20 protein-coding genes, 1 tRNA gene and 1 riboswitch are annotated in these 18,858 nt (G+C 56.7%); of the genes, 9 read left to right on the forward strand and 12 right to left on the reverse strand.

Annotated features, from left to right (window positions below):
* Nucleotides 1-74 precede the first annotated feature (74 nt).
* Entirely contained in the window at nucleotides 75-2,849 is a 2,775-nt protein-coding gene (locus tag H6F59_RS10575; protein ID WP_190698738.1) for a CBS domain-containing protein, read from the reverse strand.
* A gap of 148 nt (nucleotides 2,850-2,997) precedes the next feature.
* On the opposite strand from H6F59_RS10575, the gene psbZ reads away from it, so the two are divergent.
* From psbZ to H6F59_RS10590, 3 genes are all read left to right on the forward strand, one after another.
* Entirely contained in the window at nucleotides 2,998-3,186 is a 189-nt protein-coding gene (psbZ, locus tag H6F59_RS10580; RefSeq protein ID WP_017301429.1) for a photosystem II reaction center protein PsbZ, read from the forward strand.
* An 11-nt stretch (nucleotides 3,187-3,197) separates the two neighbouring features.
* Nucleotides 3,198-3,773 (forward strand): 6,7-dimethyl-8-ribityllumazine synthase, encoded by a 576-nt coding sequence (ribH, locus tag H6F59_RS10585; protein ID WP_190698742.1) that lies wholly within the window; start codon nucleotides 3,198-3,200, stop codon nucleotides 3,771-3,773.
* Nucleotides 3,774-3,888: 115 nt separating this feature from the next.
* A tRNA-Gly gene (locus tag H6F59_RS10590) sits at nucleotides 3,889-3,960 on the forward strand.
* Between the two features lie 431 nt (nucleotides 3,961-4,391).
* On the opposite strand, the gene H6F59_RS10595 is transcribed toward H6F59_RS10590, so the two are convergent.
* The 3 genes from H6F59_RS10595 to H6F59_RS10605 all read right to left on the reverse strand — a co-directional run bounded on the left by H6F59_RS10595 (nucleotide 4,392) and on the right by H6F59_RS10605 (nucleotide 8,631).
* The gene (locus H6F59_RS10595) at nucleotides 4,392-6,149 is read right to left on the reverse strand and encodes an adenylate/guanylate cyclase domain-containing protein (protein ID WP_242021378.1); all 1,758 of its coding nucleotides are present in this window, start codon (nucleotides 6,147-6,149) and stop codon (nucleotides 4,392-4,394) included.
* Between the two features lie 271 nt (nucleotides 6,150-6,420).
* Nucleotides 6,421-7,623, reverse strand: a complete 1,203-nt coding sequence (locus H6F59_RS10600; protein WP_190698746.1) for a glycosyltransferase family 2 protein — start codon at nucleotides 7,621-7,623, stop codon at nucleotides 6,421-6,423.
* Between the two features lie 186 nt (nucleotides 7,624-7,809).
* A complete protein-coding gene (locus H6F59_RS10605) occupies nucleotides 7,810-8,631 on the reverse strand; it encodes a mannosyl-3-phosphoglycerate phosphatase (RefSeq protein WP_190698749.1) in 822 nt (273 codons plus the stop codon).
* Nucleotides 8,632-9,017: 386 nt separating this feature from the next.
* Between H6F59_RS10605 and H6F59_RS10610 the strand changes: the two genes are divergently transcribed.
* Together H6F59_RS10610 and H6F59_RS10615 are read left to right on the forward strand one after the other, a co-directional pair.
* The gene (locus tag H6F59_RS10610) at nucleotides 9,018-9,464 is read left to right on the forward strand and encodes a T3SS (YopN, CesT) and YbjN peptide-binding chaperone 1 (protein WP_190523293.1); all 447 of its coding nucleotides are present in this window, start codon (nucleotides 9,018-9,020) and stop codon (nucleotides 9,462-9,464) included.
* Nucleotides 9,465-9,561: 97 nt separating this feature from the next.
* Entirely contained in the window at nucleotides 9,562-10,365 is an 804-nt protein-coding gene (locus H6F59_RS10615; RefSeq protein ID WP_313887180.1) for a peptidoglycan recognition family protein, read from the forward strand.
* On the opposite strand, the gene H6F59_RS10620 is transcribed toward H6F59_RS10615, so the two are convergent.
* The 4 genes from H6F59_RS10620 to H6F59_RS10635 form a co-directional block, all read right to left on the reverse strand.
* On the reverse strand, nucleotides 10,362-11,048 hold the full coding sequence (locus tag H6F59_RS10620; protein ID WP_190698752.1) for a hypothetical protein: 687 nt from the start codon (nucleotides 11,046-11,048) through the stop codon (nucleotides 10,362-10,364). The genes H6F59_RS10615 and H6F59_RS10620 overlap by 4 nt on opposite strands.
* A 110-nt stretch (nucleotides 11,049-11,158) precedes the next feature.
* The gene (locus H6F59_RS10625; RefSeq protein WP_190698755.1) at nucleotides 11,159-11,845 is read right to left on the reverse strand and encodes a response regulator transcription factor; all 687 of its coding nucleotides are present in this window, start codon (nucleotides 11,843-11,845) and stop codon (nucleotides 11,159-11,161) included.
* Nucleotides 11,846-12,057: 212 nt separating this feature from the next.
* Nucleotides 12,058-12,819: a response regulator transcription factor gene (locus H6F59_RS10630; protein WP_190523301.1), complete on the reverse strand. Its 762-nt coding sequence runs from the start codon at nucleotides 12,817-12,819 to the stop codon at nucleotides 12,058-12,060.
* A 113-nt stretch (nucleotides 12,820-12,932) separates the two neighbouring features.
* On the reverse strand, nucleotides 12,933-14,261 hold the full coding sequence (locus H6F59_RS10635) for an aminopeptidase P family protein (RefSeq protein WP_190698758.1): 1,329 nt from the start codon (nucleotides 14,259-14,261) through the stop codon (nucleotides 12,933-12,935).
* Between the two features lie 241 nt (nucleotides 14,262-14,502).
* Here H6F59_RS10635 and H6F59_RS10640 point away from each other — a divergent pair, with 241 nt between their 5' ends.
* The 3 genes from H6F59_RS10640 to H6F59_RS10650 all read left to right on the forward strand — a co-directional run bounded on the left by H6F59_RS10640 (nucleotide 14,503) and on the right by H6F59_RS10650 (nucleotide 16,159).
* Complete coding sequence (locus H6F59_RS10640) at nucleotides 14,503-14,811, forward strand: hypothetical protein (RefSeq protein ID WP_190699933.1); 309 nt, start codon at nucleotides 14,503-14,505, stop codon at nucleotides 14,809-14,811.
* A gap of 78 nt (nucleotides 14,812-14,889) precedes the next feature.
* Nucleotides 14,890-15,080: riboswitch (cobalamin riboswitch) on the forward strand.
* A gap of 118 nt (nucleotides 15,081-15,198) precedes the next feature.
* Entirely contained in the window at nucleotides 15,199-15,657 is a 459-nt protein-coding gene (locus tag H6F59_RS10645; RefSeq protein WP_190698761.1) for a hypothetical protein, read from the forward strand.
* Nucleotides 15,658-15,730: 73 nt separating this feature from the next.
* The gene (locus tag H6F59_RS10650; protein WP_242021379.1) at nucleotides 15,731-16,159 is read left to right on the forward strand and encodes a DUF1636 domain-containing protein; all 429 of its coding nucleotides are present in this window, start codon (nucleotides 15,731-15,733) and stop codon (nucleotides 16,157-16,159) included.
* A 21-nt stretch (nucleotides 16,160-16,180) separates the two neighbouring features.
* Here H6F59_RS10650 and H6F59_RS10655 read toward each other — a convergent pair whose 3' ends face one another.
* Nucleotides 16,181-16,681 carry an ureidoglycolate lyase gene (locus tag H6F59_RS10655; RefSeq protein ID WP_190698765.1) on the reverse strand — a complete coding sequence of 167 codons (501 nt, stop codon included), beginning with the start codon at nucleotides 16,679-16,681 and terminating at the stop codon, nucleotides 16,181-16,183.
* Between the two features lie 172 nt (nucleotides 16,682-16,853).
* On the opposite strand from H6F59_RS10655, the gene H6F59_RS10660 reads away from it, so the two are divergent.
* Nucleotides 16,854-17,177, forward strand: a complete 324-nt coding sequence (locus tag H6F59_RS10660) for a hypothetical protein (RefSeq protein WP_190698768.1) — start codon at nucleotides 16,854-16,856, stop codon at nucleotides 17,175-17,177.
* 165 nt (nucleotides 17,178-17,342) lie between these two features.
* Here the strand turns inward: H6F59_RS10660 and H6F59_RS10665 are convergent, their stop codons facing one another.
* Genes H6F59_RS10665 through H6F59_RS26395 form a run of 3 tightly spaced genes read right to left on the reverse strand, consistent with a single transcriptional unit; the run spans nucleotide 17,343 to nucleotide 18,767 of the window.
* Complete coding sequence (locus H6F59_RS10665; RefSeq protein WP_190698771.1) at nucleotides 17,343-18,554, reverse strand: hypothetical protein; 1,212 nt, start codon at nucleotides 18,552-18,554, stop codon at nucleotides 17,343-17,345.
* A complete protein-coding gene (locus H6F59_RS26390) occupies nucleotides 18,555-18,671 on the reverse strand; it encodes a toll/interleukin-1 receptor domain-containing protein (RefSeq protein ID WP_242021380.1) in 117 nt (38 codons plus the stop codon). It abuts the gene before it with no gap.
* Entirely contained in the window at nucleotides 18,672-18,767 is a 96-nt protein-coding gene (locus H6F59_RS26395; protein WP_242021381.1) for a toll/interleukin-1 receptor domain-containing protein, read from the reverse strand.
* Between the last annotated feature and the right edge of the window lie 91 nt (nucleotides 18,768-18,858).

Below are 18,858 nucleotides of genomic sequence, written 5' to 3' on the forward strand. Positions count from 1 at the left end.
TGGGGTCGATGATCTTTGCCACTCTACCCCGTTCTTCACCTAGTGGGGGAGACGTACCAGTATCTTGTTCCTCCTTAGGGTTGAGGATAGTGCTGCTTTAAGAAGGCGATCGCGTCGGCCTGGGTTGCGATCGCACCGTCAAGCTGGGCGGCAAATAGGGTCTCTAGCATCGGTCTAAAACTGGGGCCAGGGCGATAGCCCAGGGTTTTGAGTTGATCACCGTCGATCAGGGGCGACGTAGGAGCCCACTGCATGAGGTAACGCCACAGGGTAGGGCCCAGCTGCCGAGGATGGCGAGCGCTAATAAGTAGGTGAGTGGGAATATCAGCCTGATTAAAGGCGGCATATAGCTTACTAGGTGCGGGCTCAGTTGCCACGAGGGCCTGCCACTGGTGTTCCCATTGATTAAGGTTAGCTAGGCGCTCAATGGCGCGATCGGGCAGTTGTAGATGGGTGGCCAGGGGCGATCGCGCTTCAGCCGGCACGGCCGCCAGCAGCCCTTGGAGCCGCAGCAGCCAGGGCGGCCCCAACTCAGGCCAGCTAAAGCGCTTTGCCCAGCGGCTGAGGCGTCGCAGCTGCTGCCATAGGGCTGGAGTCATGGTCAGCTCACTGTGGAGACAGCGCAGTGCTCCAAGCTGGTCTAGTAAAGTTAGCGCTGACTGCCAGTAGGGTGCCTCCAGGATGTATTTCAGCTCGTTTTTGAGCCGCACCTGCAAGGCCGGGGCCCGCCGCATCTGGTGTTGCATTTGGCTGTAAACCCCGCTCGCAATGGCGTGGTGAATGTAGCCTTCAGTCTGGGCGTCAAGGCTAAATCCCAGCCGCACCGCAAACCGCACCGCTCGGTAGATGCGTGTCGGGTCTTCAATAAAGCTGTTGGCATGCAGCACTCGAATGGTGCCCTGGCGCAGGTCAATAAGTCCGCCAAAGTAGTCAAGCAGCTGCCCCGCCCCAGGATTAGTGAGCCGCAACGCTAGAGCATTAATCGTGAAGTCGCGACGGTAAAGGTCTTGCTGAATGGAGCTAGCTTCAACTTCGGGATTGGCGGCGGGGTAAGGGTAAAACTCCGTGCGGGCGGTGGCGATGTCAATCATCAGACCGGCCAGGGGATGGTCTAACTCTTTGCGCCAGACTAGCGACGCCGTTTGAAACCGCCCATGTACCTGCAAATCGACCTCTGGAAATCGTTCTTTGATCACAGTCGCTAGATCAACGCCAGCCCCCGCCTGCGCCGTACCAAAGAACCCATCCACCACTAGATCGAGGTCTGGTAGAGCTGCTGAAATGGAGTCGGTGCAGATCAGCAGATCGCGCACCGCGCCGCCCACCAGGTAGAGGTGCCAGCCCCGCTCCTCGGCCGCAGCGGTGATTTGCTGCAAGATGCTTTGCAATACGGGCGACAAACTAGCCCCTAGAGCCTGCTGTAGGGCAATGGCAGTAGGTGGGCCTGGGAGAGCGGGTTGGGTCAGAGGAGAGGGCTGCCCCTGGTGCAGGTGACGCAGCAGATCGGTGCGGGTGACTATGCCCAACAGCGCTCCTTGATGCAGCACCGGTAGGCGGCCGATGTCGTAGGTCACCATCAGCTGCTCAATATCGGTGAGAGGGGTGTTGGGGGTAATGGTTTTGAGGTTGGTGGCCATGTAGCCCTTGACTGGAGCATGGCTAAAACCGTGGTGAAATGCCAGATCCAGATCGCGGCGGGAGATGACCCCGACTAGGCAATCGCCCTCATCGACCACCGACAGACCCGAGTGACCGTAGCGCAGCAAAATCCGCTGAGCCTCATGAATTGTGGTGTCGGGGCGAATAGTGCGCACTGGCGACGACATCAGATCGCGGGCGGTGGGCTGGCGGGGGAGCTGCGATCGCACCACCGCCATGACCTCCTGCACCGTTTCTAACGGATCCTCCGTCGTGAGGCTGGCCGAGGCCGCTGCAGGATGTCCGCCGCCGCCCTGGGCCGTCAGCACCTTGCCCCAGTCGAGGCGATCGCTAACCCGGCCTCGGGCACGGCCAATTAACGTGAGTTTTTGCAGCCCCAGCGATGAACGGGACAGATTCTGGTTTGGAAAACTGGCGGATTCCGCTTCTTCTTTGGCGGCGTAGTAGGCCCCAAATAGCAGCGCGTCGGCGTCGGCTAGAGCTATCAGTTGCTCTGCCAACCCCGATAGACCTGGCACGTATCCATCAACCTGTAGTAACACCCAGGCCAACGTGTGGCCTCCTACGGTCTCCACCTGGAGGGCGGCCATAGCCTCTGTCAACAACTCCTGCAGAGCGGGGCTCAGGCCCGGTTCTACAAAGTCGGCAATGACCGACAGACTGGCTCCATGGGCCATCAGCCAAGCCAGGGCAGAAGCATCCCGCGCCGTCGCCCCGTCGTACAGCAGCGAACCTGTATCGACGTGAATCCCCAGGGCCATGACCGTGGCTTCCGCGACGCTCGGCTCGATCTGTTCGTTTTGCAAGAACTCCACCACTAGGGTGGTGGCTGCTCCCACGGCCTCGAGCGTCGTCTTCAGAGCCTGCACTGTTTCGGCACTGCTGGGATGGTGATCGTAGATCTCGATGGGCACCTGGTTGTGTTCGGCCTGAGTGATCCACTCGGCTGCTGGGCCAAAGCGATCGCGCTGCTGAGCATCGACCAGGGTGAGGCGTTCAATCTGGCTAGGATCCACCGATCGCCGCTCAATTAGCGGGTATTCGTCACGGTGAAGGGCCAAAAATCGCTGCACCGTGGGATGGCAGCCTCCAGTCAGTACAATGCGGCACCCTGGCCGCAAGCGCGCCAGCCCCACGGCAGCCCCCAGGGTGTCAAAATCAGCGGTGGTGTGACAAAGGACTAGGTCCATAAGTTTCAGGCCTTTTTGATAGCCATACTTTCCGGCGGGGCCTCTTTCTGATAGCGTACTGGTTAGGGTAGTGTGGCTGTTAGCCTGGGCTCATCAGGTTGTTCACCGCCGTCTCCGCTGCTGTGTTTGAGAGAGCAAATATAAACCCATGGTAATTCTGTTTCAACTCGCGCTGTTTGCCCTGGTTCTGATGTCATTTGTGCTAGTGGTGTATGTGCCCGTAGCCTACGCCTCTCCCCAAGATTGGGATCAGTCAAAACGACTCATCCTGTTTGGCTCTGTGATTTGGGGCGCTCTGGTGGTCGTCGTCGGCGGCCTCAACTACTTTGTGGTGTAAAAAGAATATTTATGGCGGTTTTTGAAGGCACGTTAGTCTCCACAGGGTCTCCCCGGTTTGCCATTGTGCTAGGCCGATTCAACGATTTAGTTACGGGTAAGCTGCTGGAGGGTTGCCAAGATTGCTTGAAGCGCCATGGTATAGACGTTAACCCCGAAGGCACCCAGGTCGACTACGCTTGGGTGCCCGGCAGTTTTGAAATTCCGCTGGTGGCTCGGCAGCTGGCCCTTAGCGGCCGCTACAATGCGATCATTTGCTTGGGAGCCGTTATCCGTGGCTCGACGCCCCACTTTGACTATGTGGCGGCGGAGGTCGCCAAGGGTGTGGCAGCAGCGGGTTTCCAAACCGGTGTGCCGGTTATCTTTGGCGTACTCACCACTGATACGCTGCAGCAGGCCCTAGAGCGGGCGGGTATTAAGGCCAACCACGGTTGGGACTATGCCATGAGCGCTCTGGAAATGGCCAGTCTAATGGGAGTGATTCACTCGGCTATGGGCAGTGGTATGGGCAACGGCTCAGCCCGTTTAGCGCCTGGAATGCCGGTGACAGCTCAAGCCGTCGTGGTTCCCGACGCGGATTCCATTTAGGACCAAAGACTGCCTAAGAAAATCCAAAAAAATGTTGACATAGTCACACTTTTTTGAGATTCTAGATAAAGTCAAAACCAGCGAAACGAAGTTGCTTCCGACACTGGTTTTTAATGCGGGTATAGCTCAGTGGTAGAGCGTCACCTTGCCAAGGTGAATGTCGCGCGTTCGAATCGCGTTACCCGCTTACTAAGTTGTTGTGCAGTTTCCTAAGTATCTAGACCTTGCTAGTTTTTAGAACTAACTGCTCACGGCTACTAGGCAAATGCTTCGTAGGTTCAAGTTAGCCTTGAAGTACATACCCTCGATTTGGCAGGGATACCTTACAAAGCTGTTGCTAGATCAATTCAAAAGCTCGGGGAATTCCCTCAGCGCCTTTAGGGACAATTCAGCAGGATTGGGCACAAAAGCTAGGGGTCTTGTAACCCGGCTCTGGTACTGGTGCTTAATTGGCTGATTGCGACAAGCCTAACGACTGAGATCTAGGGTTCAAGGTGTACGGTCTAAGGTAAGCCGTGAACCATGAACCTTAAACCGTATACCCGCCCCCCACCGTTTATCTTCGGCTTGGCAGACTACTAGTGGAACCCAGACCGCGAAGTAAGCTGCTTGAAAACCCTAGGGAGTTGTGGGCTGAGTGCTTTCCCTACGAAGGGCGCAGAACAGTGCCTCAGGCCGGTGGCCACGCAGCCAGTAGGTTTCCATTTCGCCACGCCCTTTAATAGCGATGCAGCCGCGACGTTCGAACCGGTATCTGTCCTTGAGGCGCTCATAGGTCGCAGCCGTAACCTGAATCTGACCAGGTTCGCTAGAGGCCTCCATGCGGCTGGCCACATTGACGGCATCGCCCCAAAGATCGTAAATAAATTTTTTCGTGCCAATTACTCCGGCTACCACTACCCCGGTGTTGATGCCGATGCGGATCTCCAGTGGTTCCCCCGACTCGGCCTGGAAGGAAGCGGTGACCTGCTGCATTGCCAGGGCCATTTCGGCGATCGCCTCCGCATGGTCGTCTCGCGGCATAGGTAGCCCGGCCGCCACCATGTAGGCATCGCCAATGGTTTTGATTTTCTCTAGATCCAGCTGTTCAGCTAGGCTGTCGAAAGCCGAGAAGATTTGGTTGAGCAGGTCTACCAGCTTAATGGGTGACAGATGGTGCGACAGGCTTGTAAACCCCACAATATCAGCAAATAGAATTGTCACCTCGTCAAAGTGCTGGGGGATAGATGCCTTGGTCTGCATCAGCTCGCCCGCGATCGGCGCTGGAAGAATATTGAGCAAGAGCTGCTCAGCCTTTTGCTGCTCCTGGGCTAGTTTTTTATTGCTGATTTGCAGCTCACCCAGCATGTCGTTGATCTGCTGGCCCAGGGAACTCAGCTCATCGTTTCCCTGCACTGACACTCGCTGGGTGAGATCGTTAGAGCGCCCGATGTGCTGCACCTGCTGGCTGAGCCCCAGCAGCCGCAGCAAAATTACTCGATCGAGCAGCAGCAGCATGCCGCTGGTAAACACAAGACAGGATCCAAGCAGCGACCAGCCAAGATAATGGCGACTAATCAGCCCTTGCCGGTAGATATCGCGGGGCAGCTTGACCTCCAGCAGTGCCTGGGGAGCGCCGTAGATGTCAGGCCAGAGAGTATAGCCCGTTAGGGTCTCGGCATTTTGAGGCCGTACTAGGGTAGCTGAGTCGGTGCGATCGCCAAGGGTCGTGAGGATAGGGCGCAGCGACTCCGACAATTCGTTTTGACCTAGGGAATAGAGCTGTAGATCTAGCCGCGTGCGCTGCGCTAGGGATTCAACGACGCTAGCACTCAGGGTTCGCCCCATGAGCAACGCCCCTCTAGAGGGACCTGTGGAATCGCTGCGCAGAATAGGCTCCACCACTACCAGCATAAGCTGCCCATCCACCATCACTAACCCTTGGTGATGGGAGGCCAGGTGCTCAAACTCCATCAGCGGGCTGGTAGGAGTGAGCTGCTGGGCCAGATTGGGTGGTAGGGGTAGAAAGATTCTGTTATCTAAGTCATAGCCTGTGCCATAGACTATCTCGCCCTCAGGGTTGACGAAGGCTATAGCGTTGAGTTGTAGCCTTTCTAAGGCGTACTTGCTGAGATTTGACTCGAGATAGTCAGCGTTGCCGTCTTGGATAAAAGTATAGGTGTCGTTCCAAGCGGCCCAGTCTTCGGTAAGGCTCTGGAGTTGGGCCAAGTCACCCGCTAGCACTCCATCAACCCGTTGTAGGTTGCGCTGGGCATCCTGCTGCTCAAGGCGACTGTAGCTGCGCTGTAAGATCACGGAAAAACTGCCGTAGAGAATTGCCATTAGCCCCAGCAGAGGCAGCGTGGTCAGCAGTAGAGTTTTGTGGCGCAGTTTCATAAGGTTAGGGGCACTGTGGGGGGTGACACCCCTCAAAAGTACCTGTAGAGTACCCAAGACATACCACTCCAGCGATGTCCCTCACCATTGCTTTGAATTAAAGCGTCGTTTTTCGGCACTTTTGTAAGGAGTCGTTAGGAGGGGAGTTATTAAACTTAAAAGATTCGCAGTCTTATTAGCAGTGTTACCCCGTGCCATCAATGACAGCTAAAGCTTGTCCAAAACCGCATTGGTTTTGACGGCTGAGGAAGACTACTGCAACGGTAAAACGCTACCCGTCGCGCTCGGTGCGTACCCAGGTTTTTTCAGGCTTGACCAGAAATTTGAAGTACAGAGGAATTTTGTTGAGCACGTAGAGCGGTACCGTTAGCAGATCCTTAAGGGAGAGATCGCTGCGTCCATAACCCGCCCAGGCCAGGCTGACCCCGGCGCTAAGGGCGAGTACTGCCCCTAAGGCTATGTAGGCGGGCAGCCAGCTCAACCCAGCTAGGGCCGCTACTAGGCAGAGGGCTGCGATCGCCAAGGTGACCATGACCTGTAGAGAAATCGGCAGTACCGCCAGCTCTAGGGCCAGAGCGAGGAGGTCAACGCGCCCCTGGCGCAGGGCCTGACCTAGCAACTTGGGCACGTACTCGCTCAACATCTGCAAATGACCATGCTCCCAACGGGTGCGTTGGGTCGTGGCGGCTTGATTGCCGCTGGGTAGACGGCTGGTCACCCAGGCGCTTTGGCAAAACTGAGGTCCATAGCCAGCCAGCGCCAAATCGAGGCCAAGCTTCATATCTTCGACGATGTGACCACTGGCAATATTGACGGCAATGGCGGCATCCCAGGGCATGGCGATACCGGTACCGGTCAGCAGGCAGGGCTGCCCCAGTCGGTATAGCCCGAGGGGACGCACCCAATTTTTGACCTTAAAGGCAAAGGCTGAAATGCCGTCTTTAATCCCAGGGCTGGGGGGCTTTTCCATTAAATAGACAGCTTGAACCGGGCGCTGGCTGTGCTGAGCTTGGATAGCCAAGGCGGCTAAGCTGTGGGGCTGTAAGTCGCAGTCGGCATCGACAAAAACAACGATGTCGGGTGGATTGGCCATGAGATGGTTGATGCCAAAGTCGAGGGCATAACCCTTGCCGCGCTGAGTAACGTTGTGGCGCTCGATTATGGTGGCTCCCGCTTGACGGGCTGCCTCAGCGGTAGCGTCGGTGCAGTTGTCGGCAATAACCAGCAGGCGATCGCTAGGACGCAGCTGGGGAAGAATGGTGGCTAGGGTAGTGGCAATGCCTTCAGCCTCGTTGTGGGCGGGCACCAGCACCGCTAGGGAAAGGTCGGCAGGCAGGGTAGAGAGGTTGGTGGCCGACTGGGCCTTGCCCAAGGCCATTAGGCACTCGAGGGCAAAAAAGGCTGAGGTGGTCAGCAGCAGCAGCGGCAAAACCGCGAGCATGACCGTGATCAGGTCGCCTAGACTTACGTTCATAACTACCCAACGTGTTTGACTTAATCGGTGCTGCTAGATTGCCCAGATCGCCAGGTCGTCCTGCCGTCGGGGCCAACGCCCGCAGTAGGTACCTTAGCGAACTCTAACCAGGTCCATTGACTTCGCCCCATCAGATTTACAAGAGCTTCAAAAACCTGTGGTGTCAGCGCCACGACTGGCCCACGGCTAGGCCATGACCGCTGCTAGAGCGGTTTCTACGGCGATCGCCCACCCCTCAGGCGCTGGCGCTGGCGCGATCTGCCAACCGCGGTTCGCTAGCTGAGGATGGGGACCGTGAGCGCTGGGCAGCACAACCGGATAGTCAACGTTTTCTAACATGTCGAGGTCGTTGGGGCTGTTGCCTAGCCCAATAGTGGTAATAGGCAGGGCCTCGGAACTGCTGGCTTGGTAGAGCTTCACCAGCTGATGTACGGCCCGACCTTTGCCTGCTTCGCTGCCAATCAAATGTGAGAAGCGATCGCCAATCACAACCCGAAACCCCATAGCTTCTACCGCCTCACGCAGCTGGTCGGTGGGCACATTCTTAGGGGTCATAAAGGGTTCCGTAAACTCCCTGGCCTTGGCTTGCTTGGCCTCTTCAAGGGATAGCCCAGTGAGCTGCACCACCTGGTCTACAGTCCAGTCGCCGAAGCCTTTGAGGGGGCGGCCGAGATCTTGGGCGATCGCCTTCAAACCAGCGCGAGCGGTGACGTAGTTGCAGCCCAGTTGCAGTATCCGGTAGCCATCAACATCGTCGCCTGGCGGTAAGGCAAAGCCTATGTGGTCGGTGGGAATGTAGATGGCGCTGCCGTTTTCCACCACGAAGGGATCGCGCAGGCCGACATCCTGCCGCAGTTGGGCGACCTCTTGACGGGTTTTGCTCGTGACTGGTATCACCGGAATGCCTTGGTCAGCAAGCTTGGCTAGGGTAGGTAAGGCCGCCTGGTAGGCGTAGGTTTCGCCATTGAGCAGGGTGCCGTCGAGGTCGGTGAAGATAATGCAGGCCATAGAAATAACAAGGGGGCGCTATAGATAAGGACAGAGGACCTATCCAAAGCCTACTGCAAGGGTCACCCTTAATTCTGACGTTTCGGATTCGGAGTATAGGACGCTGTGGTCTGCGATGGGCTTTGGCTTAGAACGGCTGGAATTCCCGACTGGCAGAGAGCACGAGGCTGCTGAGTAAATGGATAGATTTGAATCTGCTAGGGTCGTAGCGCGCTAACGGTGTTGCCAAACGGCTGAACTGCGGATAGGCAGCGAACGCGAGCTGACGTTAAAGCAAGAGTGAGACAATTGGAATGCGGCTTTTCCTTGGGTTCGTTCTAGGGCTAATCTGTTAGGGCTTTAGTTGACGGCTAAGGTTCTGCTGTTCGTTCCTCTAAGAGTGTTGTATGGAGTTTAAAACCCCTGGCCAGGAGGCGGTTTACCATCGAATTTTGCCCTGGATGCATGAGCTGTTTGGCGAAGCGCTGGTGGTATTTGAGGATGAACCCCTCTTCATTGTGAATTTGGGGTCGGCGGTGGCCTCGACTCGAGTGGTGCCCTGGCACGACTATGAAACGCTGATTACTACGCGAGCCTACGTAGTAACTGCGATTGACCTCACCCCCGAACTGAGCTACTACCTGCTGAGGGAAAACAACGGCATCTACTTTGGCCGCTTTGCCTACGATGCTGAGGATGACATTGTGTTTGAGCACAGTCTGGTGGGTGAAACCTGCGATCGCCTCGATCTAAATCACTCCGTTGCCACCGTGATTCGCATCGCCGACAGCTACGACGACGAAATCGTCGCTCGCTGGGGTGGGCAGCGGGCCCTCGATCGCTGGGCTTCTTGACGATTTCACGTCAGTTCAGGGGTTTCATCGCAGGATGAGGGTTCATTGAACCCATTTCGCGCTACAAAATAGTCTGACAATGCACCCGGAGGTTGCCGTGGCTCGTCGCTGGATTTGGATAGGGTTAGGGGGGGTGCTGGTAGTGCTGCTGAGCCTAGGGTTTAGTTCAGCCCGCGCGGCAGGCCCCCTAGAACCTATGCTCACTGTAAGCGGTCTGCCGCCAATGCAAACCACGGCGGCGGCCACGCTTCAGCCGCTCAAGGCCGCTCAGCCGGGGCCAACTGATTTTGCGGCCCCAAAGCTGGCCCAAGCGGCCCCGCCCCGCCAGGTGACAGCCCTGGCCGACCCTACTAACTACGGCGATCGCTTTCTCACCGACATCAATGGCCAAGTCGTGCACAACGACTTCATTGCCGTGCTGCACGAAACCGTGGGCTCGGCTCAAAGTGCCCTCAACCTATTCCGGACGCGGCACCCGCGCGACCAAGACCAGGTCAGCTACCATGCCCTAATTGGCCGCGACGGCACGGTCTACTACATCGTGCCGCCTGAAAAACGGGCTTTTGGAGCTGGCAACTCCGTGTTCAATGGCCCCAATGGCCCAGAGGCGGTGCGCACTAATGCGGCATTTCCCCCCTCGGTGAACAATTTTGCCTACCATGTGTCTTTGGAGACGCCTGGCGATGGCTTCAACAACCGCCGGAGCCACAGCGGCTATACCCAAGCCCAGTACGATTCCTTAGCTTGGCTGCTGGCTCAGACCACCATTCCCGACAGCCGGATTACCACCCACCAAGCGGTCGATCGCTCCGGCAACCGAATGGATCCGCGTAGCTTTAATTCCTCCAGCTTTTTTAGCCAGCTGCGCCGCTACCCCACCCGCAGCAGCCTGACAGGTTAGGGGGCGACGTCGAACGACACGACCATTTCGTACACCGACGGCTCGAGCACCGTTAAGTTCGGGTCACTGCTAGCAAATATTTCGTCACCCATCGTGGCCTCGTAGGCTTCCAGATGTGCTGCTATAGCTGCGTCTGAAGGGGCTAGGCGCAGCCACAGGATATCGTCGTACTGGGCTAGGGCCGTGTCCTCCAGCACAATTGTGCCGCCGTAGTCCCAGGCAAAGCCGTAGAGGTCGAAGTCGCCCAGCACCGCTTGAACCTCAGCGTAGGGCGCACCCACCCCTAACCCCTCTGGGGTTTGCCAGGCTTGGCCAAAATCTTTGATGAGCCGGGGCCGACTTTGGGCGTCGTCAGCCCACACCACGGCGAACTGCTGGTCAGTACCAACGTTGACCACTGTGCCCAGCTCTGTGGTGCCTTCTCCTAGGGAAATGGGGCGATCGCTCAGGGCAGTCTCACCATAGAAACTAGCTAAATCGGCGCGGCTCGTTTGGGCCGTAACCGGCCCCACTCGCTCGCCCGGAATCACCAGCTTGTCAAAATCCTCGCCGGGCGCATCGGGCGCTGCGGTAGCCGGTGTTTCAGCGGCAGTGCTGGGCTCCGACGGCTGTGCCTCAGGCAGCGCCTCCTGAAGTTGGCAAGCGGTTAGGGACACCAACGCCAGACCAAAAACTACTGTCATCCACAATCGCGCCATGGTGATTCACCGAGTCAAGCGGCTTGGGCCCAAGTCAGGTAGCCGGGCTATTGCTTTAATTAAGACCAGGCGCAGTCGTTCTGAACGGTTGATGGCTAAGGCACCAGGTGGTGGCTAATGGCAAACCGCAGCAGCTCAGAACGGTTGCTGGTCTCGGTTTTGCGCAGCAAACTGCTGACATACTTCTCAACGGTGCGGGGGCTTAAAAATAGGCGATCGCCTATCTGAGCATTTGATAGCCCGTCCGATAGCAGCGTCAGCACATCCTGTTCCCGAGCAGTAAATTCAGCCACCATGTCGATCGGGTCAGGGGCCCAAGGCACAATCGCTTCGCTGACTTCGCTCGACTGAAGGGCACGCTGCTGAGCAGTATTGAGAGCCACCTGCTGAATCCATGCTGACTGGATTAGCTGCGATCGCTCCAACAAATTGCGCACGATCGCCCCGATTTCTTTCAGCTCGAAGGGTTTGGGCAAGTAGAGGTCACAGCCAAGTTGGTAGCCTCGAATTCGGTCTTGCGTCTGATTGTGGGCGGTGAGGAAAATCACTGGCAGCAGCCGAAAGGCCGGATATTGCCGCACCTTTTGCACCAATGTAAATCCATCGAGACCGGGCATGCCGATGTCGGTAATGATGAGCTGGGGCTGGTGGCTAAACACTTGACTCAGCGCCATCTCGCCGTGGCTGGCCATCAGTACAGAATAGCCTTCAAGCTCTAAATAATCGCACAACGCAAGGCGAGTGCCCTCGTCGTCTTCGGCAATTAAGATGGTGAGCGGCATAGCGTTCTACCAGGATTAGAGCGGCTGACAGGTCAAACATCACAGCCTACGGCCACGCTCTCAGCCTTGGCACGCAGCCGACTTTCGCTCCTGCCCCTTAAGCCTAAACGACAATTTAAGGACTCGGTTTATTTGTTGCTGAAGTTAAAGTCTTGTGAAGTGGGCACTCCGCAGGGATTAACATAGCCTCTGGCGACGAGTTTTGATAGCCCCTAGCCTAGGCGATAACCGAAGCCACGCACGGTTTTCAGGTACTGTGGGTGGCTAGGGTCAACTTCCAACTTTTCACGAATCCAGCGAATGTGCACGTCTACGGTTTTGTTGTCGCCCATAAAATCGTGCCCCCAAACCTGGTCGATAATCTGATCCCGCGACCATACTCGCCGGGGTTGGCTCATAAACAGTTCCAGAATTCGAAATTCTTTGGGGGAAAGATTAACTTCTTCGCCCTTCAAAAAGACACGGCACTCCTGGGGATGGAGCATGATGTCTTCAAACCGGAGTACGTTATCTTTCTCAACGCTAGCTTTACCCCGCTGTCGGCGCAGCAGCGCCCGGCACCGGGCAACCAGTTCCCGCATGCCAAAAGGCTTGCTCAAATAGTCGTCGGCACCTATTTCGAGCCCCACCACGCGATCGGTTTCGGTGCCCTTAGCGCTGAGCACTAAAATTGGCACGTCGATACCCTGGTGACGCAGCAGACGGCAGAGGTCAAGTCCATTCATGCCGGGCAGCATGAGGTCGAGTACTACCAGGTTGACTTCGGGCCGGTCGGTGCGGCTCGACACCGATGTGCCGCCCAGCATGTCGAGAGCAGTCAAACCATCTTCGGCAACGAGAACATCAAACCCTTCCTCGGCCAACCCAAAGGCCAATGTTTCTCGAATCAATTCTTCATCTTCGACGATGAGTACCCGCCCTAGGCCAACCCGTAGGTTTGGCTGAGCCTGGGGCGCGAGGTCTACAGAATCCATAAGAAATGGTTAAAAACTGCTCACTGAGATCATATCAGCCCGCAGAGGGATGAGCGGTCTAGCAAAAGCTAAGACTTTGTAAACTCCAACTTATAGCGGGTGGAGAAAGCTCCTTAGGCTCCGCTAACCAGATCTTCTACAGCATCAGCGCGGGTAGGGAGGATGGCGGTTAAAACAGTGCAACCCGTTGAGTTAATTTGCACGTCATTTTCGATGCGGATGCCGCGTACCCCATCAAAGGCCTTAAGACGGTCCCAGTTAATGGCGTTGTCATACTGGCCCGACTGTCGCGCTGGACCAAGAATGCCTGGTACTTGGTAAAAGCCGGGTTCGATGGTGACTACCATGTTGGCCGCTAAGGGTCGGTCTAGGCGAAGAAATTGGAGCCCAAAGCGATCGCTGCGCGAGCGGCCTGGCTCATAGCCTGCTATATCCCCTAAATCTTCCATGTCGTGCACATCTAGCCCCAGCAGATGCCCCACCCCGTGGGGGAAGAATAGGGCGTGCACATCTCGCTCAACTAAGGTATCGGGGTCTCCCCTTAGAATCCCCAGATCGACTAACCCCGCCGCCAGGGTGCGGCAGGCTAGCAGGTGTAGATCTCGGTACTCAATCCCAGGGCGAGCGGCGGCAATACAGGCGTCGTGGGCGGCCAGCACCAGATTGTACAGATCCCGCTGGGGGGCGGTGAATTGGCCAGATACAGGCCAGGTGCGAGTAATATCTGAGGCCCAACCACTAGGAGCCTCGGCCCCTACGTCGGCCAGCAGCAGATCGCCCGGAGCCAGGGCATGGTGGTACTGCTCATTGTGGAGCACTTCGCCGTGGACAGTGACAATGCTGTTGTAAGCGCAGGTCATGCCCTGGCCCATAATCACCTGCTCCATGGCGGCTCGCACCTGGGCTTCAGTGGTTGCCCCCGGAGTGGCAACCATACCGGCTTTATGGGCGGTGACTGAGACCGCCGCCGCTCGTTTGATTTGGTCGAGGGCGTAATCATCGTGGTGCAATCGTAGGGCCACCACGGCTTTGACTAAGGCTTTGCGACGTTCTGCAGCAGTGGTTTGGGCAGAAAGGGTTGCCGCTTCGCCTAGATAGGAGTCTAGGTCTTGATAAGGATAGGCGGCGTCGGCTCCGATATCAGCGGCGATCGCGTCTCGACTAGGGCTTGGCCCGTGCCACAGAGCTGCTTCGGCGGAGGTCTCATCCATAAATAGTGTCAGCCGGCCCCCTTCGAGATGAAGGGCAGCATTGGCCAGGGGCAGGCCCGCAAAGTACAAAAAATGGCTGTTGGCCCGAAAGGGATAGGTGTTGGCCGGAAAGTTGCGCGACACTGCCTGCCCCGACCACAGCACCACTGGCTCAGGATGAAGCTCAGCCAGGCGATCGCGGCGCTGCTGTAGTACCGCAGCCAGCGATAAAGAGGTGGTCTGAGGGGGCATAGACAACCAAAGCCGACGACCTCTTTAGTCTGCCACAGCACAACAGTCCTAAAGATGTAACAAACTTGACAGGCTAGATCTAGCTTTAAACCTCGATTGCCAGTCGTTAACCCCAAAGAAGAGAAACATCCCTTAAAATGAAACCAATAAAATTAATTTTTTGTGAATTCTCCATTCAAAGCTCAGTTCAAATGAACTACTGTTGAATCTATAACGGCTAGCCTATCTCAGGTGCAGCGCTATGGCTTCCTTAACGATTTGTCTAGGATCACGGGTTCGCCTTAAGGGTCAAGACGACCACGTACCCGATTTTGTAGTAGTGCGGTGCGAGCGCGATCGCTGCTGGGTGCGCCAGCAAGACTGGGCTCCTGGTACCGAAATCAAAGTCAGTTTCAAGCAGATTCTCGTGCCTCCTGAGGCAGGCTCAACTCTGACAGTAGACCTGGCTCAGCAGGTCAAAGCATCAGGATTGTTGGCCGGCCACGGTGACCACCGCGCGGGAGAGAACGTAGTTTATATGGACGCCTACCGCCGTCGCCCTGCCCCTTAGAAGCGGTAGCGCTGATGGGTAATAACTTTGATCTGCAAGTCGCAACGATTTGTTGCGGATCGCTTCGCCCTTAAGGTGTTAGGATGCAGCTCTGTCGGTTTTAGCGGGGGTCAGCCGCTGAAGGAAACGGGGAAAGCGCAGCGAAAATCTGCCACTGTCCCGCAGCTGTGAGGCGATTTTAGAGTTCGGATTTTGGATTGACACTTCTCCAACGTCTAGACTTTAAAATTCTCCAAGTCAGAATGCCCGCCGATGGACGCCCACCGTTATTTCCATCTGCGAGGTACAGATGACTATGAATAGTTTTTGGTTTGCTCTAGGGCGCTGTAGCTCTGGACAATATTTTTTGCTGCTGCACCAGGTCCCAAGCGATCGCCGGTGGTGGCTGTGCGCATAGATGACAGCGTGTGGCAGGGCTGTAGCGATTGGCAGCCGCTGTTTATTCGCGAATATTGGCTGCCCATAGGTCACCTCGCCTGGCAAGGGTTTTTGCAGCAGGGCCGAGGCATAGTGCTGTGCGAGGTTCACGCTAGCACCGCCACGGTGGACTGGAGACGCACAGCGGTGCCCTACACTGCCCGCTTTGTGGCCGCAGGTGCCGTAGCTGCCTGCTGTCACGACCTCGGCCTGCCAGTTGATCAATTGCCTGCTGTAGCCGAGGCCATAGCAACCTACGACCCCACCCAGGATGCGATCTTGCTCTTGATTGGCGACTCGCGCCCCTACGTGAGCTGCCTAAAAGGCTGGGCGGTGCCACCGCCGGAGTGCTCCCGCCAAATGGGCGACTCGCGAAGCGATCCGTCCCGGAATCGCCAGGCCGAGTTTACCATCACTCCCAAATCCTAATTTCTCAGTTTTGTCGGTCTCCCAAGTTTCGAGGCTGGCTGGCAAATCCTATTCACCTATCTGTTTGAACCCAATGACCCAACCCACTTTATTTGTCTGTGCCCTGTGCAAATTCCCCACCGCTGAATCTGGCGCGGGCGATATCTCTGGGGGGCAGCATCTGCTCGACCAGCTGACCGACTGCCTGAATGCCGAAACCAGCAGAGGCGAAATCACCCTTCAGCCGGTGCGCTGCATGGCTGCCTGCGATCGCGCCTGCAATGCCGCCCTCAGCGCCCCGGGCAAGCTGACCTTTATCTTCAATGACCTTTCGCCCAGCCAGTCAGCCCCCGACCTAGCTGAGTTTTGCCGCCAGTACGCCGCTGCCGCCAACGGCAAGGTGCCCTACGGGCTGCGATCGCCCGCTATTAAGCAGGCCACAGCCTATGTGCTGCCGCCGCTATTAGCCGAGGCGGTAGAGGCTGCAACTCCGGAACGGAGCGCTTCGCGAGTTGCCTATTAACCCATGCACTCATCTAATCGTCTACTCTCCACCGACAATCTCAAACTCCAGCCCAAAATCTTGGGCCAAACTACAGGTCTGGTGGTCGGTAATGTTGGTATCGCTCAGCTCTAAGTTGTAGAAGCTGATGACGGCATCGGTAAAGTATGGCCCCGCATGCCAAGTGCCCACCTCTAGCTTGATAAAGCAGTTGCCGGGAATGTGAAAGGCGCGAATTTTACTTGGCTCGGGCTGCTCAGCCTCCCCTGGTGGAGCGACTGCAATGAACCAGTCTTTGCCTTCTAGTGCTCCCAGGCACTGGGTGCAGCGCTGGTGCCGAGTAATAGTGCGAAACCGGGTGCCCTTAGCCTCTAGAGTCATGATGTAAAAGCGGGGAATGCCGCGATCGAGCTTGAGTTGGGCATCGCTAGGGCCAAAGACAGCACCGTCGGCACTGGGGAAGATTACCTGGCCAAAGGGAGCGAAGCTCTCTGGGGTGATCGGCTGCGCCGTTAGTCGCTGAGGGGTGAGGGGGAGAGTCATCCATCGGTACTGAGTTTTTGCAACTGTGGCGATCGCTAGCTCATGCTTACCTACGGTGGTTGCTCGATGTCTTGTAGGAGGAGACTATCATAAGACCCACTGGCTCAAGGCTATTGCCATGATAGCTTCTTAGCTTAGCTCTCCCCAGGCTTCAGCGTATTGGGTACTGCCATTGGAAAGTGGCGACCGCCTCATCCGCCCTGAGTTTGAGCGTCGCCATGCCGCCGCTGCCGTTACCAAAGCCGAGCTGGTCGAAGGAGTCGTCTATGTGGCCTCGCCCCTGCGGTTTCAACAGCACGCCGAGCCTCACAGCCGATTAGATACTTGGCTGAGCACCTATGTGGCCTTTACCTCCGGCACTCGCTCAGGCATTGAACCCACGGTGCCCATTGATCTAGATAACGAACCTCAGTCCGAGGCAACGCCCGTTACTGGTATCGGCAGGCTGGGGAAACCATGCCCGCCAATACGCTGGAGGAAGAATTGGAGCGGTTAACTGATGCGATTGTGGGTCAGGCGTGAATGGATTCACCGGCCCGGCGTTGGGCAGCCCATTACGACGTCTCCTGCAAATAATTCAGGAAAGACTGGACCCAGAGTAGCTGTATGTTTTTGCAATCCCCAGAACTAACTAACTAGTTGGAAGAAGCTCTGAAACCCATCATGATTCAGGAGGTGGCAACGGCGTACGGCGGCCATGGCGTAGAGCCAGCAACCGATACATCACCATAGCTGTCATGGTGGCAGAAATACCCCACATCGTGGCGATCGCAACAGAGCTCGTCAAAATCAACCCGGTAGTTGTATGGCCGATAGCTCGGGTAACAGAACCCAAAATAAACCAGCCCAGCCCCCAACTAACCGCACCGCTAATGACTTGAATTAAAATCCACCAGGCCATACCAGGAATCTGGGTATAAAACACCAGCCCCTGAATACCACCGATTATCAGGCCCCCAACGGCTCCACTCATGATTAAACTGCTGTGAAAGGCAACATAAGGCCGCACCATTCTGCTCAGGACCACCCCTAACATCGTGGCCAGAGTCCATCGCACTGTTCCCGAAGCCCCCAAACGCAGCATTGAACCCTGCAAGAGACCGACTACAGCTCCTAGAACATAGGGAATGATTAGGTTTTGCTCAGCAGGGACGCTGATTACGGCTAATCCGCAGCCTAAAACCGTCAAGCCAACCCAGAGGAAGCAGAACTTCCAGGCCCTATGAGGGGGATAATTGGCGGCCAAGAATAGGGGACGGTTAAAGGCAGAAAAATTCATAGGAATGTCGTTGACGTAACGTTGGACCAGGGATGATACCATCGGTGGCGACTCCACCTGCCTGCCCTGCCAATAGCATACCCTTGCCTCCTGAGCCCATAGCGTAATGCGAAACCCCAAAACCCACGGGCAAGGGTAGTAGCGCTCCACATACCAGCGAATTTCTTCCAGTTCCACCGGCCCCGGGGGCGCGGTAAAGTGGTCGCAGCGGCTGGTAATGCGGCGGCTATGGTCACGGTTGCAATCGGTAGAAATGTAGGTGAGTTCGGCGGTGGTGGTGGCGCGGCGAATGCCATCCTGCTCGGTAATAATGGGATCGCTGAGCGTCAGCAGCAATTCCTCCACGGGTTCAACCGCAACGGGTTCGCCAGTGACCAAATCCGCAGGCAGCTCTAACCTCAAGGCCGCCGAGATTTGCTGCATGGCCTCGGTGAGGCCGTTGGAGCTGTCTTTGACGAAAATGTGGATCGGTTCGCTGGAGAAGAAGGGCTTGAGGATGCCCCGTTGTACCCCCGGCAGCACCACAGGAATCACCTTGTAGCCATCGGTGTGGGTCTGAGCCACCTCCGATGCCAGGCGAATTTCCTTTTGCACCTAGGCCGAGCCCAGGGCATCCAGGCTGACCACCACCAAAAAACGGCGGGCGGTGCGGATGGCATTTTCAATGCTGGAGGTGAGCACATCCCCACCGGCCAGTTCTCGGGAATCCACCTAGGTAGTTTGGCTGTGCAACTCAAGCGTTTCCCGCAGTCGCTTCACGGTGGGGTCGTCTTTGCTGGAGTGGGAGATAAAGATATGGTCGCCCATGCCCTGGTTTGGCCTTACGAGGTGGTCCGTGGATGCTGACTACCTTTTACACCACTAAGATAGCCGCCCTTTTTCCGGAAAGCCCAGGTTT

Origin of the sequence: Nodosilinea sp. FACHB-141, from assembly GCF_014696135.1 — a bacterium.
Classification (GTDB): Bacteria; Cyanobacteriota; Cyanobacteriia; order Phormidesmidales; family Phormidesmidaceae; genus Nodosilinea.